Source organism: Agathobaculum sp. Marseille-P7918 (assembly GCF_964248325.1).
Classification (GTDB): Bacteria; Bacillota; Clostridia; order Oscillospirales; family Butyricicoccaceae; genus Agathobaculum.
Genome location: NZ_CAXTXI010000016.1, coordinates 1 through 14,276, shown reverse-complemented (window position 1 = coordinate 14,276; position 14,276 = coordinate 1). Strand labels below are relative to the sequence as shown.

The following is a 14,276-nucleotide window of genomic DNA, read 5'->3' as shown; positions in this document are numbered from 1 at the left end:
TTATGCCCCCTTCTTCGCCTTCTCCACGACCTCGTCGATGGTGCCGGCAAACAGGAACGCCGACTCGGGCAGATCGTCATGCTTGCCGTCGAGAATCTCGCGGAAGCCGCGGATCGTCTCCGAAACCGGAACATACTTGCCCTGGAAGCCCGTGAACTGCTCTGCAACATGGAACGGCTGCGACAGGAAGTTCTGAATCTTACGGGCGCGGGCAACGGTCAGCTTATCCTCATCAGACAGTTCGTCCATACCGAGGATAGCGATGATGTCCTGCAAGTCCTTGTACTTCTGCAAAATGGACTGCACCGCACGCGCGACCTCATAATGGTCGATGCCGACCACGTCCGCGGTCAGAATACGCGAGGACGAGTCGAGCGGGTCAACCGCCGGATAAATACCCATCGACGCAATATCACGCGACAAAACGACCTTTGCATCCAGATGCGAGAACGTGGTCGCCGGCGCGGGGTCGGTCAGGTCGTCCGCCGGAACGTAAACCGCCTGTACGGACGTAATCGAACCCTTCTTGGTCGAGGTAATACGCTCCTGCAGTGCGCCCATCTCGGTCGCCAGCGTCGGCTGATAGCCTACCGCGGACGGCATACGGCCGAGCAGCGCGGATACCTCGGAACCCGCCTGCGTGAAGCGGAAGATGTTGTCGATAAACAGCAGCACGTCCTGCCCTTCCACATCGCGGAAGTACTCCGCCATGGTAAGACCGGAAAGCGCCACGCGCATACGCGCTCCGGGCGGCTCGTTCATCTGGCCGTAAACCAGTGCGGTCTTGTTGATAACGCCGGACTCCTGCATTTCGTTATACAGGTCATTGCCCTCACGGGTACGCTCGCCAACGCCGGTGAATACCGAAATACCACCATGCTGCTTGGCGATGTTGTTAATCAGCTCCATGATGATAACCGTCTTGCCGACGCCTGCGCCGCCGAACAGGCCGATTTTACCGCCCTTGGCATACGGCGCAATCAGGTCGATGACCTTGATGCCGGTTTCGAGGATTTCCGTCGTGGATTCCTGCTCCTCATAAGAAGGAGCGGGACGATGAATGGGCCAGCGCTCCTCGCCCTCAACCGGCGGCTTGTTGTCCACCGGCTGGCCGAGCAGGTTGAAAATGCGGCCCAGATTCTTGTCGCCGACCGGGACCGTAATCGGTCCGCCGGTATCGACGGCCTTCATGCCGCGCACCAAACCGTCCGTAGACTCCATCGCGATGCAGCGCACGGTATCCTGACCGATGTGCTGCGCAACTTCGACCGTTACGATACAGCCGTTGTTGTCAATCGTGATGGCGCTCAGCAGCTTTGGCAGTGCGTCGGCAGCAAATTTGATGTCCAGCACCGGTCCGATAATCTGGACAACGGTGCCAATATTCTGCTCACTCATTGGCAAAACTCCTAATTCGTATCGTCCTATGCGCCGACCTCGCCTGAACCCGCGACGATCTCGGTGATCTCCTGCGTGATGGCTGCCTGACGTGCACGGTTATAGGACAGATTCAGATTTTCGATCATCTCGCTGGCATTGTCGGACGCAGCCTCCATCGCCATGCGGCGTGCAGACTGCTCGGAGCAGTAGCTTTCCACCACCGCACCGTACAGCACACCGTACAGGTATTCGGGAATGATCGCGTCGAACACCGCCTCTGGAGAGGGATCGTATTCGGTCAGCACACGCGCGCCCGTCGTCTTTTCGCCTTGTTCGCTGCGATCAAAGTTCGCCGGCAGCAGCTGGATACACTTAGGCTCCTGCTGCAGGGGCGAAACAAACTGCGTGTAACAGAGGAAAACCTCGTCCACCTGCCCGCCGCGGAACATACCGAGCATGTGCTCGACGATTTCATGCGTGTCGCTGATTTTCATGGTTTCGGCAATGCCCGGATAATCTGCCGCAACCGGCCAGTCGCGCTTGGCGTAATGCTCCTGCGCCTTTTTGCCGATTGTGACAACCTGCGCCTTTTTGCCCTCCATCTCGGCAGCGGCCAGCTTGAACAGGTTGGCATTATAGCCGCCCGCCAAACCACGGTCGCCCGCGATGACGATATACAGGCTGTTCTTCACGTCGCGGTGACGGGTATACACCGAATCACCATTACGTGTTGCGGCAGCCAGCCGGGTGATGGTTTCATACATTGTGTTGAAATAGGGCCGCGCGGCCAGCGCACGCTCCTTGGCACGGCGCATTTTGGAAGAAGCCACCAGCTCCATCGCCTTGGTAATCTGCATGGTGGACTGCACCGACTTGATGCGGCGCTTAATGTCCTTCATGTTTCCGGAAGCCATTGTTCAGTCCTCCTTCCGTCTTAATGCTCGGAAAGGAACTTTGCTTTGAATTCCTCGATTGCCTTGGTCAGCTTCTCCTTGATGTCGTCATCCATCTGCTTGGTCGTGCGGATGGTTTCCGGAATATCGCCATAGACGCCATCGATAAACTCAAACAGCTCTTTTTCAAACGCGGCAACCTGATCGGCCGGAATGTCAAGCAGTTGACCGGAAACGACGGCAAAAATGATGATAACCTGCTTCTCGACCGGAATCGGGCTATTCTGCGGCTGCTTGAGCACTTCCACGATGCGCTCGCCCTGATTCAGGCGCTTCTTGGTGTCCGCGTCGAGGTCCGAGCCGAACTGCGAGAATGCCTGCAGTTCGCGGTACTGCGAATACGCCAGCTTCAGCGTGCCCGCAACCTTCTTCATCGCCTTGATCTGCGCGTTGCCGCCGACACGGGATACCGAAATGCCGGGGTTAACCGCCGGACGAATACCGGAGTTAAACAGCTCGGTTTCCAGGAAGATCTGGCCGTCCGTAATCGAAATGACGTTGGTCGGAATATAAGCCGAAACGTCGCCCGCCTGCGTCTCGATAATCGGCAGAGCGGTCAGCGAGCCGCCGTTCTGGATATTGGCTGCGCGTTCCAGCAAACGGGAATGCAGATAGAATACGTCGCCGGGGTATGCTTCACGTCCTGGCGGACGATGGAGCAGCAAGGAAAGGGCGCGATAAGCCACCGCGTGCTTGGACAGGTCATCATAAATGACCAACACGTCCTTGCCCTTATGCATAAAGTACTCGCCAATCGAGCAGCCCGCATACGGCGCGATATACTGCAGCGGCGCGGACTCGGATGCCGTTGCTGCGACGATGCAGGTATAATCCATAGCACCGTTCTGCGTCAGCGTCTCAGCAACCTGCGCAACCGTCGAACGCTTCTGGCCGATGGCCACATAGATACAGATAACCCCCGTACCCTTCTGGTTGATAATGGTATCCAGACAGATCGCGGTCTTACCGGTCTGACGGTCACCGATAATCAGCTCACGCTGACCGCGGCCGATCGGGATCATAGAGTCGATTGCCTTGATACCGGTCTGCAGCGGTACGTTAACCGGTGCGCGCTCGATGATGCCCGGTGCGGGGCTTTCAATCGGACGCGACTCCGTGGTATGGATCGGGCCCTTGCCGTCAATCGGCTTGCCCAGCGCGTCCACAACGCGGCCGAGCATGGCCTCGCCCACCGGCACCTCTACGATGCGGTTTGTGCGTTTTACCGTGTCGCCTTCACGAATATCCTGATCCGAACCCAGGATTACGGCGCCGACCAGATCCTCTTCCAGGTTCTGCGCCATGCCGTATACGCCGCCCGGAAATTCGAGCAGCTCACCGGACATGCAGTTTTCCAGACCGTGGACATGTGCGATGCCGTCGCCGACGGTAACAACCGTACCGACGTCGGCCAGCTTGATCTGGCTCTGGTAGTGCGTGATCTGCTCTTTGATGATATTGCTAATCTCTTCGGGGCGTAATTCCATAAAGTCACCTACTTCCTTACGCGATAGTATTGGTCAGCCGTGCGGCAATCTCGTTCAAGCGAGTGCGCAGGCTGGTGTCGAACTGCTCGTTGCCGAGCTTGACGACAATACCGCCGAGGATGCTTTCATCCACCGACGTTTCGAGCACCACCTGTTTTCCGGTTACGGCGCTCATTTTGGCTTTCAGCTTTTCGGTCAGCGCTTCGCTCATCGGCTTTGCCGTAATGGCGTGCACTTCCACGATGCCGTTTTCAAAGTAATAATGCTCTTTATACGCCTGATACATGTGGTGAATCAGGCCGACACGGCCCTTTTCCGTAATCAGCATCAGAAAATTGAGCAGAAAAGGCTCAATCCGCCCTTCAAACACCTTGCGCAGAACATTCTGCTTGTCCTCCAGCGCGATGGACGGCGTCAAGAGCATCTTGAGGAAATCCGGCTCCTGTCCGAATACCTCACTGACTGCGGCCAACTCGTCGAGATAGGCTTTCTCCTTTTTCTCGTCCGCAGCCACCTCGTACAGGCTCAGCGCATAGCGCTCGCTTACAATATCAGCCACCTGCGCTCACCCCACCTTGTCGATGAACTCTTCGATGAAGCGCTCGTGATCGGCTTCCTTGACGTCGCGCTCGACGACCTTGGAGGCGATCATGACAGAAAGGCTGGCGACCTCATCCTTAAGCTCGTTCATAGCCTTCTTACGCTCCTGCTCGATGGTGCTCTCGGCCTTCTTCATCATGGCAGCGGCCTGCTGCGAGGATTCCTTGAGGATCTCCTCACTGCGCACGGTCGCGCGGCGGGTGGCAGAACCGACGATCTCGGCAGCTTCCTCCTTGGCCTTGGCCAGACGCTCAGTGTATTCGCTGCGCATCTGCTCGGCTTCGGTCTGCGCCTTTTCTGCGTTCCCGTACATGGCCTGCACTTCTTCCTCGCGCGCGGCGAGCATCTTGCGCACAGGCTTAAACAGGAACTTCTTGATGATGGCAAACGTAATGAGCGTATTGCACATCGTCACAAGGATATTCCACCAGTTGATATAAACAAAAGACTGGAACTCCGCCACTGTTTTACCTCCTTCCCAAACGGAAGATGATTCCGTTCATCCTGCTATGACCAGACTGCTTAGAACTGGCCGACAAACGGGTTGGCAAACAGCAGAATCAGCGCAACAACCAGCGCGTAAATACCGGTGGACTCGGCCATAGCGATACCGAGAATCATGGTACGGGTGATATCGCCCTGCGCTTCCGGCTGACGGCCGATAGCGGCACACGCCTGACCGGCGGTGTAACCTTCACCAATACCAGGGCCAAGACCTGCGATCATCGCCATACCAGCGCCGAGGGCGGACATGCCTGCTACAAATGCTTTGGGATCCATACTTTTTTCCTCCTGAAATTGTTGTTGTTCAAAATTTGAGAATGGATTCGGTTATTGATTGCCATACCTTGTGCGTCAGCTGCTGCCGCGCGCATCACCTACATAAGCCATGGTCAGCATACTGAAGATGAATGCCTGCATACAAGCAGTGAAACAGTCAAAGTACAGCGAAAGGATACCGGGCAAGCCGATCTGCAACAGCGGCACGGGCAAAAAGCCCAGAATCGCATTGGACAGAACCTCCAGCGCGCCCATGATCAGTGTCGAAATGACAAGGCCGCCCGCCATATTACCGAAATGACGGAAGGACATGGAAACCGGGGTGGCCACTTCGCTGAGCACATTGAGCGGAGCCATCACAAAGACAGGCTCCAAGAAGCCCTTGAGATAGCCGACGATGCCGCCGTACTTGATCTTGTTGTATGTGATCAGCACAAACGTCATCAGTGCCCAGCCCAGCGTCGTATTCAGGTCGGCCGTTACCGGACGCATCCAAAACAGCGACGCCAGCGAGCCGAACAGCGAGCTCATCAGCAGCGTTGCAATATAAGGCGAAAATGCCCGGCATCCCTGTCCCATGGTGCTGTCGACCAGATTGTCAATCATAATGACAGCCTTTTCCGCCAGCGCCTGTTTCCCCTTCGGGATTTTCTCCATGCGCCGGGTCAGGAAAATGCACAGGAACAGGATAAACGCCATCACAATCCACGCATTTCGCATGGTTTCCGTGATAGGCAGATTGGGATTGCCGAATAAATATCCCAGTACCTGTGGGCCGTTTATTTCAACATTCACCGTCTAACCTCCTTTCCTCTGAACTACGTTATACCAGAGTAAAATCACTTTCGGAAAGAAGAGCGGAAGCACTGCGGCCAGCGGATGGATAAACGGCACTTTAATAGCCGCAAACACCGCAAAACCGGTCAGCACATAGCGGAAAAAATAGCCGCGCCGCACGATACGGGTCGCCTGATCCGGTGGGAACAAAGCGGCTTTGGCAACATTGTTGCCAATCATGCGAAACAAAACCAACGCATAGGCTGCGCCCAGCAGCAAGCTAACGCCTGCCCGCCACACTTCACAGCCGGCCAGCACAAAAATGCCAAAGGCAATGAGTGTCAGCGGCACAACGCCGCGTAACATCCGCGCCGACTCTTCCCGCACGATTTGTTTTCCCGTCACGGCAGCTTCTCCTTTCTTTCGCTTTCTCTGGCTTTTCGCTCGGTAAACCGCAGGAAGTCCCGCAGTCCGCAGGCTGCAACCGCTATCCCGAGTAGGATTCCGAAAATCACCACACCGTTGCCCCAGCCAAATCGGTTCCGGAGCCAAAGCGCTCCAAAACAACAGAGTACCGGCGGTGTGACGACTGTGAATCCGACCTGACTAAAATAAATCAGGTAACGCAGCACACTCCAATGATCTTTTTTTTGACTCAACCGCATTCCCCCATATTGCCGATTCGATATTCCGAGCACAGCCGTACCAAATAGGCATAACTGCCCCTCCCACATATCGTTCTTATTATACCTAACCAAACCAAAAAGTGAAACACTTTTTATTAGAAATCTCTAAAAAAAAATTTTTCCTCTTTCATTCATCATATATATTGACCAATCTCGCTTTAAAAATCTGTGCGAATAACGTAAACTTCATCAAATAATGCATATTTTGTAAACGGACAGCAATAGTACCTTTCCCGCTCCCGTTGGTGTCTATACCCGGCGAAAAATGAAAAAGCAGCGAAATGATCGCTGCTTTTTTCATATTGCTGTAACTGCTAAGTATTTTCTTACAGAAAACGCTTCATACCGTCGGTCGCAGCGGACGGCTCCTCGCTGAGGGAAACCGTAAAGTTAACGCTGTGCTGCGCAGAGAACTGATCCAGCATGTTGAGGAACTCCTCTGCCTTTGCTACGTCCTTGACACCGGTAATCTTATACAGACCGTCAATGAAAACGCGCGTAATATCATAGTTACCGGCATGAATGCCGCACAGGAATCCAAGCAGGCTTGCATAATCCTTGATCGGGTAATCGGTTGCATCAATCAGTCGCGCATCATGCGAAATATCAAAAGTCAATTTGTTGCCGCGCGAAATGCAAACCACGCTTCCCTTTTCTTCTTGTACCGCGGCGTTGACCTGGTCAATCAATTCCTTGGTCTTACCAGAGCCAGTGCCGCCAATAATCAGTTTTACCATAGTTTATATCCTCCCAACCTTTGAGGTTGTTTTTAGTGTACCATAGTTTGCCCCAAACCTCAAGCCTGATTTGCAAACTTTCCGTCATTTTGTCCATATTACGCCGCACCGCCGCCGACCAGTTTTCCTAAGAATTGAAGCAGTAGTCCCGGGACACTCCGTGCCTCTACATCTTCCGCCGCTGTAATCGGAAGCTGCAGCAGGGTTTCTCCCCCGCTCGACACCGTCAGCTGCCCAATCTGCTGGCCTGCTGTAATCGGTGCCTGGAGCGCATCCGGTAACTCCAATTTCGTTTCCAGCTCTGCCGCTTTTTCCTTTTCTACCACAATTGACTGGTCATTCTGCAAGACTGGCTGCACAAAGTCCGCGCTGCCAAGCTGCACGGGAACCGGCTGCAGCAAATCATCCGGCGGCGTATAAACCGTGAAATTGGCAAAACCGTAATTGAGCAGTGCGGATGCGTCCGCCATACGGGTTTCCTTGGTCGGCGCCGCCATCACCACCGCAACCAGACTGAGGCCGTCCCGCTCGGCGCTGGCCGAAATACAAAAGCCCGCTTCGGAAATGTATCCTGTTTTCAGTCCGGTCAATCCCGGATAACTCTTGAGCATTTTATTTGTGTTGGCCAGCGAAAATTTTCCGCCGCGGATGCTGTCCATCCAGATGCCGGTGTACTCCAGAATTTTGGGGTGCCGCAGCAGCTCACAGGAAATGAGCGCAATATCACGCGCTGAGGTCATGGTTTTCTGCCCCATGCCGTCCAGCCCGTTGGCGTTGATAAACTGCGTATTGGTGCAGCCCAGCTCTGCCGCGCGCTGATTCATGCGATCGACAAATGCCGCTTCGGTACCGGCAAGGTGCTCTGCCACCGCAACCGCACAGTCGTTTGCCGAACCGACGGCAATTGCTTTGAGCATATCGTTGAGCGACATCTGCTCGCCCGGTTCCAGCCAGACCTGCGTTCCACCCATCGAGCAGGCGTATTCGCTGCCCGTAATCATGGTGTCCAGCGTCACCTCACCGCGTTCGAGCGCCTCCATTGTCAGCAGCATGGTCATGATTTTGGTAACCGATGCCGGCTGCAACTGCTCATCGGCATTATATGTAAACAGTTCCTGCCCATTAGCCGCATACAGTGCGGCAGACTTTGCATTAAGCGCCCCCATTTCCGGCAGCGCCGCCGCCTGTACCAGCAGCATTCCGCCCAGTATGGCGGCGCAAATCATTTTTTTCACAGCCAACCACCCTTTCACCTCATCTTATGCCTGATAAAACGAAAACATGTCTTTTGCATTGACAAATGCTTCTAAATTGTTTTATGATTATAAAATTGGAGATCGGAGGGAATACATTTTGCTGGAGAATATTCAAATTTTAGTCTCACAAATCATTGTAATGTTTTTGCTGATGGCGGTTGGTTTTGTGTGCGTTCGGCTGAAATACCTGAATAACGACGGCGCCGGCCAGCTATCGCTCATTCTGACGCGCATCATCGCGCCCTGCGTTGTCATTGATTCGTTTCAGCGCGAATTCGACCCTGCACTTGTCACGGATCTGTTAGCTGCAGCAGGCTGCACCATTATCGCTATGGGATTGTCCATGGCTGTCGGGCATTTTCTGTTTCGCGCCAACGGACCACACGAAAATTTTGCGGATAAACGCATGTGCGTGGTATTCACCAACTGCGGTTTTATGGCGCTCCCGCTGCTGGACGCTCTGTATGGCTCCTACGGCCTGTTTCTTGGTTCTGCGTTTATCGCTATCAACAACGTGCTGCTCTGGAGCTATGGCGTTTCCCAGCTGTGTCGTGATACTACACGGGCGCAAAAGCTGTATAACGCCATACTTAATCCCGGCACGGTCTCACTGGCCATCGGGCTTGTCTTTTTTCTGACGCCCCTTGATTTGCCTCAGATTCCTGCGACCTGCGTTTCCTATCTTGCCTCGCTCAACACACCGGTCGCTATGATTATTCTGGGGGCATTTCTCGCGCAATGTGACCTTCGTTCCTGTTTTCAGGATAAACAGGTGTATTATGTCACCGCCTTGCGTTTGCTCATCCTGCCACTGATTACGCTGGCAATTTTTCTGCTGCTCCCGCTTGACAGTGTATTGCGCAACACCATGCTGATCAGCGCGGCTGCGCCGGTCGCCATGGCTTGCTCGATGTTCGGTCAGGTATACGGTACGGACTATCTGTTTTCCACACGCGCGGTTGCCGTTTCCACAATTCTATCCGCCATTACCATCCCATCAATGATTGCACTGAGCGGCTTGCTCGGTGGATAACAAACCACATAAAAAAACAGACTGCGAAATACTTCACAGTCTGTTTTTCTTTTGCATGCAATTCTGTCTCTTACTCAATTTCAATCAGCACCGGACAGTGGTCCGAGCCAAATACATCATTTAAAATGCGTGCATCCTTGACGCGCTCAATAAAACGGTCAGACACCAGAAAATAATCGATGCGCCACCCCGCATTTTTTTCGCGTGCCTTAAAGCGATAGCTCCACCACGAATATGCTCCGGTTGCATCCGGATAAAAGTGACGGAACGTGTCGGTAAACCCAGCCTCAAGCAGTTCGGTCATCTTTTCGCGTTCCTCGTCGGTGAAACCTGCGTTGCGGCGGTTCGTTTTGGGGTTTTTCAAATCGATTTCCTTGTGCGCAACGTTCATATCCCCGCATACGATAACCGGCTTGTCTGCGTCCAGCTTCTTCAGGTAAGCACGGAAGTCGTCCTCCCAGTGCATTCGATAGTCCAAACGCTTAAGCTCATCCTGCGAATTAGGCGTATAAACCGTCACCAGATAAAATTCACCATAATCTGCGGTGATAACGCGGCCTTCGTGGTCATGCTCGTCAATGCCCAAGCCATAGGTTACGGACTGCGGCTCATTTTTACTGAACAGCGCCACACCCGAATACCCCTTTTTCTCCGCCGAGTTCCAGTATTCGTGATACCCCTCGACCTGCGGCGCCTGCTCAGGCTGTAACTTTGTCTCCTGCAAGCACATCATATCCGGCTGCTCCGCCGCGAGAAAATCGAAAAAGCCCTTGCCCACGCATGCGCGCAGGCCGTTTACATTCCAAGAGATCAGCTTCATAGTTGCTCCTTTTATGCTGTAATTTCTACGGTGTTCCCATCCGGGTCCAGTATGCAGCTTTCATAGTATCCATCCCCTGTCACGCGCGGACCACTGACGACGGGATAGCCGTCTGTCTGCAGCCGCGCGGTCAGCGCATCCACCTCTGCGCGCGATCCAGCCTGAAACGCCAGATGTGCCCAGCCGATATGCATACCGTCTGCGGCGGGCTTCAGCTGCGGCCGCGTCATCAGCTCCAGACGCACACCGTCCGCAAAAGACAGGAAATAGGTTTGCAGGCCGGTTTTAGGATTATGGTATAACGCACCTGCAACACCGCCAAAATAGGTTTCATAAAACGCGCGTATCCGCGTAAGATCATTGGTGTATAGTGCGACATGCGTGATTTTCATTGCATTACCTCAACCGCGCAGAATCCCGCTTTCGTCAATGCGGCGCACGGCTTCCTCCATCCGCTCCGGCGGCACAACCAGCGCAAACCGCACATAGCCTTCGCCTTGCGCGCCAAAAGAGCTGCCCGGCACGCAGATAACGCCGGTCTTTTCCATCAGCTCCAGCACAAACTCCACCGAAGAAGAAAACCGTTCCGGAATTTTCGCCCAGACAAACATGGTGCCCTGCGCATCCGGCACATCCCAGCCGATGCGGCGCAGACCGCCGCACAGCGCATCACGCCGCGCTATGTAGCCTTCCCGATTACGGCGAACGATATCCTGCGGACCGGTCAATGCCGCGACCGCGCCCACCTGAATCGGGTAAAACATACCGTAGTCAATCTGAGAACGGAACGCACGGAAGCGCGCAATCACCTCGCGATTGCCCAGTGCAAATGATACACGCATACCCGTCAGATTATAGGTCTTCGACAGCGAGTTAAACTCGATACCCACCTCTTTCGCCCCCGGAATGGACAGGAAGGAAAGACCTTGTTCTCCATTGAGCATCAAGTCCGAATACGCATTATCATGCAGCACAATAATATTGTGCTCCCGCGCAAAAGTGACCAGTTTTTCGTAAAACGCACGGTTTGCCACCGCGGTAGTCGGGTTATTCGGGTAGGATACGACGATTGCCTTGGCACGCTCGGCAATATCCTCCGGAATATCCGCAAAATCCAGCTGCCAATTGTTTTCCGCACGAAGCGGATACAGGCCGACGGTCGCACCGGTCATCATCGGACCGAACGAGAAGATGGGGTAGCCCGGATCGGGCGCAAGAATTAAGTCATTGTGTCCCGCGAAAGCAAACCCAACATGCGCAATGCCTTCCTGCGAACCGCAAACCGCCATAATCTCATCCGCGTCCAGCGCAACATCATAGCGGCGACGGTACCAGTCCTGCACCGCCGCAATCAGCTCCGGCGTTTCGGTCAATGAATACTTGTACTGCTCCGGTTTGAGCGCAGCCTGACTCACCGCCTGCATCACATGTGCGTCCGGCTGAAAATCGGGCGTGCCGATGGACAGGTTAATCACATCTGCGCCGCCGGCAATCAGCGCGCGTTTTCTCTCATCCAGCCGGTTAAAAATATTGCTTTCTGCGGTCTGACCCGCCTTGATAAACTGCATTTTCCTTATCTCCCCAATAAAAATTCCACAACCGTACGGTTAAAGCGGGACGGCTGCTTCGCCGCGACAAAATGATCCCCATCACGGAAGATTTCCACCCGGCAATGCGGAATGCGTGCGGCCATTTCTTTGGTCTGGCTGTCGCGCACGATATCATGCTCTCCCACAATAATCAGTGTTGGCATTGTCAGCTTTTTCAGATCGTCCATCACCACACCATATGGATATACCATCAGGCCAAATACATCGCGCTTGCGCGCCGCCCGCTGGCTGAATCTTCCCAATACACGCAGCGCGCCATAAGCGGCACAAACCGGCAGCTGGAAATGCGGCTTCATTCCCGCAAACATTTCCACGTTTGCACCGTTCAAGATCAGCTTATCGACATACGTCGGAAACATCAGCGCAAACTTAATTGCCAGATTTCCGCCATCTGAAAAACCAAGAACATACGCTTTTTTGATTCCAAGTGTATCCAAAAGCGTTTTCAAATCCTGTGCCATCAGTTCAAAAGACAAGCCGCGTGTGCCGGCTTCCGAAGCGCCGTGTCCACGGCTGTCCACCGCAATTACGCGGAAAAAGCGAGTAAATTCCGGAATTTGCGCCTTCCAATAGGAGCTGTCCTCCCCATTTCCGTGCAGCAGAACCAACGGTTTCCCACGTCCTGCATCATAGTAAGCAATCCGAGCGTCACCGCAACGAACAAATTCCGGCTGAAATTCATACATAGGCTACTCCATACCTTTCCTGCATTGTTCCACAAACTCTACCGGATGCTGAATGATCTGCGCGGTCTGCAGAACATCATAACCCTCACGCAATAATCGGCGTGCGACAACCTCCATAGATTCTCCAACCTCAACCATATGCCAGTCTGGATCATACAGCCGCACTACACGCTGATGCCATTCATACATTTTGGGTGGATGTACCAGCTCCACATCCAGAAAATCACGGAGTTTCTCTAAAAAGGCGTCAAAATCATCCACCTCAAAATACAACTCCATATTGTTCGACTGGTGCAGTATTGTGCACTTGGGAATATCAACGAACTGATCAAAATCCTCCTGAATGGCAAATCCTCCGGAAAAGGTAACACTGTGGCCAAGATCCAGCGCAACAGTTTGGTCAAACAAATCGTGATAGAACTTTTTCGAAATTTCTATATTCCGCACTGCCAGCACTGGCAAACGATATTGGAGCATCGCTATTCCTCCGTCACAATACGCAAGAACGACTTTTCTAAGTACCGCATTTCATCAGCAACATAATTGATTTCAATATATTTATTATTTTATCACAGTTGCCGCCAGCGGTAAAGAATAGAGCATGCGCTTTGAGCCGTCGAATCCCACAAAAAAACTTGGACATATCTGAAGGGAATTCGACAGCGTCTTTTACTTTGCAGCAGCAATATTGCTTGCATCAATTGGTCAGCACTTCCAACAACTGAGAGAAGTCCTGCACAATCCGAGTAGCTCCTGCCCGCTGTAATTCCTGCAACCCTCCAAAACCAAACGTCACGCCCACGCAGTCAATCAAGCATGACTGTGCCCCCTCCACATCATGCATCCGGTCGCCTACTAACACCGCTTTGCTTTTGTCAGAAACCGACAGCCATTGCAGCGCCTGCTCCACAACCTGCGCCTTTGTGCTGATGCTGCCGTCCAGCGTTGCGCCCGATATCACGTCAAAATACTTTGCAATGTCAAAATAATTCAATATTTTTTCGACAAAGACCTTCGGCTTTGACGATGCAATGGCCAATATCTTTCCAGCAGAATGCAACGACTGAAGCATGTCCGGCACACTGTCAAACAGCAAATTCTCCTTCCAACCGGTCACTGAAAAGCGCTCCCGATACGCTGCCACTGCTTGCTTTGCCTCAATGTCATCGAACCCATAGCACCGCCGAAACTCATCATAAAGCGGTGGCCCGATAAAATGCTCCAGTGCGCTTAAGTCCGGCTCATCAATTCCCATTTTTGTCAAAGCATACTGTACCGATTTCGTAATCCCTTCACGCGGATCAGTCAGCGTACCGTCCAAATCAAATAATATATACTGATACATTTTTACCTCCATATGCAAAAAGCAGCAACCGAAGTTGCTGCTTTTCTTGGTGTGCGCGTCGAGTTATCTTCCCGGGCCGTCGCCAGCCAAGTATTGTCACCGTAAACGAGCTTAACTACTGTGTTC

Annotated in this window: 19 protein-coding genes; 1 reads left to right on the top strand and 18 read right to left on the bottom strand. The window is 53.3% G+C overall.

What is annotated here, in order from left to right; translation table 11 throughout:
• The 12 genes from atpD to ACESSO_RS15975 form a co-directional block, all read right to left on the bottom strand.
• Complete coding sequence (gene atpD / locus ACESSO_RS16030) at positions 1-1,398, bottom strand: F0F1 ATP synthase subunit beta (protein WP_373166555.1); 1,398 nt, start codon at positions 1,396-1,398, stop codon at positions 1-3.
• A 26-nt stretch (positions 1,399-1,424) separates the two neighbouring features.
• Entirely contained in the window at positions 1,425-2,294 is an 870-nt protein-coding gene (atpG, locus tag ACESSO_RS16025; protein WP_373166554.1) for an ATP synthase F1 subunit gamma, read from the bottom strand.
• 20 nt (positions 2,295-2,314) lie between these two features.
• Positions 2,315-3,820: a F0F1 ATP synthase subunit alpha gene (gene atpA / locus ACESSO_RS16020; RefSeq protein ID WP_373166553.1), complete on the bottom strand. Its 1,506-nt coding sequence runs from the start codon at positions 3,818-3,820 to the stop codon at positions 2,315-2,317.
• A gap of 16 nt (positions 3,821-3,836) precedes the next feature.
• Complete coding sequence (gene atpH / locus ACESSO_RS16015; protein WP_373166552.1) at positions 3,837-4,379, bottom strand: ATP synthase F1 subunit delta; 543 nt, start codon at positions 4,377-4,379, stop codon at positions 3,837-3,839.
• Between the two features lie 6 nt (positions 4,380-4,385).
• Positions 4,386-4,883 carry a F0F1 ATP synthase subunit B gene (atpF, locus tag ACESSO_RS16010; RefSeq protein ID WP_373166551.1) on the bottom strand — a complete coding sequence of 166 codons (498 nt, stop codon included), beginning with the start codon at positions 4,881-4,883 and terminating at the stop codon, positions 4,386-4,388.
• Positions 4,884-4,942: 59 nt separating this feature from the next.
• Complete coding sequence (gene atpE / locus ACESSO_RS16005) at positions 4,943-5,200, bottom strand: ATP synthase F0 subunit C (RefSeq protein WP_300183535.1); 258 nt, start codon at positions 5,198-5,200, stop codon at positions 4,943-4,945.
• 75 nt (positions 5,201-5,275) lie between these two features.
• The gene (locus ACESSO_RS16000) at positions 5,276-5,995 is read right to left on the bottom strand and encodes a F0F1 ATP synthase subunit A (RefSeq protein WP_373166550.1); all 720 of its coding nucleotides are present in this window, start codon (positions 5,993-5,995) and stop codon (positions 5,276-5,278) included.
• A 3-nt stretch (positions 5,996-5,998) separates the two neighbouring features.
• Complete coding sequence (locus ACESSO_RS15995; RefSeq protein ID WP_373166549.1) at positions 5,999-6,382, bottom strand: ATP synthase subunit I; 384 nt, start codon at positions 6,380-6,382, stop codon at positions 5,999-6,001.
• Positions 6,379-6,636 carry an AtpZ/AtpI family protein gene (locus ACESSO_RS15990; protein WP_373166548.1) on the bottom strand — a complete coding sequence of 86 codons (258 nt, stop codon included), beginning with the start codon at positions 6,634-6,636 and terminating at the stop codon, positions 6,379-6,381. Before ACESSO_RS15990 ends, ACESSO_RS15995 begins: the two co-directional genes overlap by 4 nt.
• 154 nt (positions 6,637-6,790) lie before the next feature.
• A complete protein-coding gene (locus ACESSO_RS15985) occupies positions 6,791-6,964 on the bottom strand; it encodes a hypothetical protein (protein ID WP_373166546.1) in 174 nt (57 codons plus the stop codon).
• 25 nt (positions 6,965-6,989) lie between these two features.
• Entirely contained in the window at positions 6,990-7,400 is a 411-nt protein-coding gene (locus ACESSO_RS15980) for a hypothetical protein (RefSeq protein ID WP_373166545.1), read from the bottom strand.
• A 98-nt stretch (positions 7,401-7,498) separates the two neighbouring features.
• Positions 7,499-8,626: a D-alanyl-D-alanine carboxypeptidase family protein gene (locus ACESSO_RS15975; RefSeq protein WP_373166591.1), complete on the bottom strand. Its 1,128-nt coding sequence runs from the start codon at positions 8,624-8,626 to the stop codon at positions 7,499-7,501.
• Between the two features lie 127 nt (positions 8,627-8,753).
• Between ACESSO_RS15975 and ACESSO_RS15970 the strand changes: the two genes are divergently transcribed.
• Complete coding sequence (locus tag ACESSO_RS15970) at positions 8,754-9,689, top strand: AEC family transporter (protein WP_373166544.1); 936 nt, start codon at positions 8,754-8,756, stop codon at positions 9,687-9,689.
• Positions 9,690-9,759: 70 nt separating this feature from the next.
• Here ACESSO_RS15970 and ACESSO_RS15965 read toward each other — a convergent pair whose 3' ends face one another.
• The 6 genes from ACESSO_RS15965 to ACESSO_RS15940 form a co-directional block, all read right to left on the bottom strand.
• Positions 9,760-10,509: an exodeoxyribonuclease III gene (locus tag ACESSO_RS15965; protein WP_373166543.1), complete on the bottom strand. Its 750-nt coding sequence runs from the start codon at positions 10,507-10,509 to the stop codon at positions 9,760-9,762.
• Positions 10,510-10,520: 11 nt separating this feature from the next.
• Complete coding sequence (locus ACESSO_RS15960) at positions 10,521-10,901, bottom strand: VOC family protein (RefSeq protein WP_373166541.1); 381 nt, start codon at positions 10,899-10,901, stop codon at positions 10,521-10,523.
• 9 nt (positions 10,902-10,910) lie between these two features.
• Positions 10,911-12,077, bottom strand: coding sequence for a pyridoxal phosphate-dependent aminotransferase (locus tag ACESSO_RS15955; protein ID WP_373166540.1), 1,167 nt, complete (start codon positions 12,075-12,077; stop codon positions 10,911-10,913).
• A 5-nt stretch (positions 12,078-12,082) separates the two neighbouring features.
• Positions 12,083-12,805 carry an alpha/beta fold hydrolase gene (locus ACESSO_RS15950; protein WP_373166539.1) on the bottom strand — a complete coding sequence of 241 codons (723 nt, stop codon included), beginning with the start codon at positions 12,803-12,805 and terminating at the stop codon, positions 12,083-12,085.
• 3 nt (positions 12,806-12,808) lie between these two features.
• The gene (locus tag ACESSO_RS15945; RefSeq protein ID WP_373166538.1) at positions 12,809-13,282 is read right to left on the bottom strand and encodes a VOC family protein; all 474 of its coding nucleotides are present in this window, start codon (positions 13,280-13,282) and stop codon (positions 12,809-12,811) included.
• Between the two features lie 220 nt (positions 13,283-13,502).
• Complete coding sequence (locus ACESSO_RS15940; RefSeq protein WP_373166537.1) at positions 13,503-14,162, bottom strand: HAD family hydrolase; 660 nt, start codon at positions 14,160-14,162, stop codon at positions 13,503-13,505.
• Between the last annotated feature and the right edge of the window lie 114 nt (positions 14,163-14,276).

Bases quoted from the DNA above. Each gene is read 5' to 3' on its own strand.
- atpG (WP_373166554.1), bottom strand. From the start codon at position 2,294: ATGGCTTCCGGAAACATGAAGGACATTAAGCGCCGCATCAAGTCGGTG.
- atpA (WP_373166553.1), bottom strand. From the start codon at position 3,820: ATGGAATTACGCCCCGAAGAGATTAGCAATATCATCAAAGAGCAGATC.
- ACESSO_RS15975 (WP_373166591.1), bottom strand. From the start codon at position 8,626: ATGATTTGCGCCGCCATACTGGGCGGAATGCTGCTGGTACAGGCGGCG.
- ACESSO_RS15980 (WP_373166545.1), bottom strand. From the start codon at position 7,400: ATGGTAAAACTGATTATTGGCGGCACTGGCTCTGGTAAGACCAAGGAA.
- ACESSO_RS15960 (WP_373166541.1), bottom strand. From the start codon at position 10,901: ATGAAAATCACGCATGTCGCACTATACACCAATGATCTTACGCGGATA.
- ACESSO_RS15985 (WP_373166546.1), bottom strand. From the start codon at position 6,964: ATGAAAAAAGCAGCGATCATTTCGCTGCTTTTTCATTTTTCGCCGGGT.
- ACESSO_RS15950 (WP_373166539.1), bottom strand. From the start codon at position 12,805: ATGTATGAATTTCAGCCGGAATTTGTTCGTTGCGGTGACGCTCGGATT.
- ACESSO_RS15955 (WP_373166540.1), bottom strand. From the start codon at position 12,077: ATGCAGTTTATCAAGGCGGGTCAGACCGCAGAAAGCAATATTTTTAAC.
- ACESSO_RS15940 (WP_373166537.1), bottom strand. From the start codon at position 14,162: ATGGAGGTAAAAATGTATCAGTATATATTATTTGATTTGGACGGTACG.
- ACESSO_RS15965 (WP_373166543.1), bottom strand. From the start codon at position 10,509: ATGAAGCTGATCTCTTGGAATGTAAACGGCCTGCGCGCATGCGTGGGC.
- atpD (WP_373166555.1), bottom strand. From the start codon at position 1,398: ATGAGTGAGCAGAATATTGGCACCGTTGTCCAGATTATCGGACCGGTG.
- ACESSO_RS15945 (WP_373166538.1), bottom strand. From the start codon at position 13,282: ATGCTCCAATATCGTTTGCCAGTGCTGGCAGTGCGGAATATAGAAATT.
- atpE (WP_300183535.1), bottom strand. From the start codon at position 5,200: ATGGATCCCAAAGCATTTGTAGCAGGCATGTCCGCCCTCGGCGCTGGT.